The organism is Nocardia vinacea NBRC 16497, from assembly GCF_000308835.1.
Classification (GTDB): domain Bacteria; phylum Actinomycetota; class Actinomycetes; order Mycobacteriales; family Mycobacteriaceae; genus Nocardia; species Nocardia vinacea.
On sequence record NZ_BAGN01000017.1, the window covers coordinates 1 to 216 of the forward strand.

The window sequence follows — 216 nt, forward strand, 5'->3', positions numbered from 1 at the left end:
GATCGAACCCACCTGTAGGGCGATCAGCAGCACCGGCACCGCCGCGATCGCGGCCGCCGTCCAGATCCGCGAACGCGGCACGCGCACCCGCGCAGTGTTCGATTTGCGGCGCTCCCGGGTCCCTCCGTGGTTACGCTCCGCTACCGCCTCCGGGCCCGTCGCTCGCGCCGCGGCGACGCTGCCACCCTTTGGACTCGGATCTTCGACAAGCACGTC

Annotated in this window: 1 protein-coding gene; it reads right to left on the reverse strand. The window is 71.3% G+C overall.

The window, feature by feature from the left end; genetic code table 11:
• On the reverse strand, positions 1-216 hold a 216-nt coding region (locus ON44_RS51875), incomplete at both ends, for a hypothetical protein (RefSeq protein ID WP_218007509.1).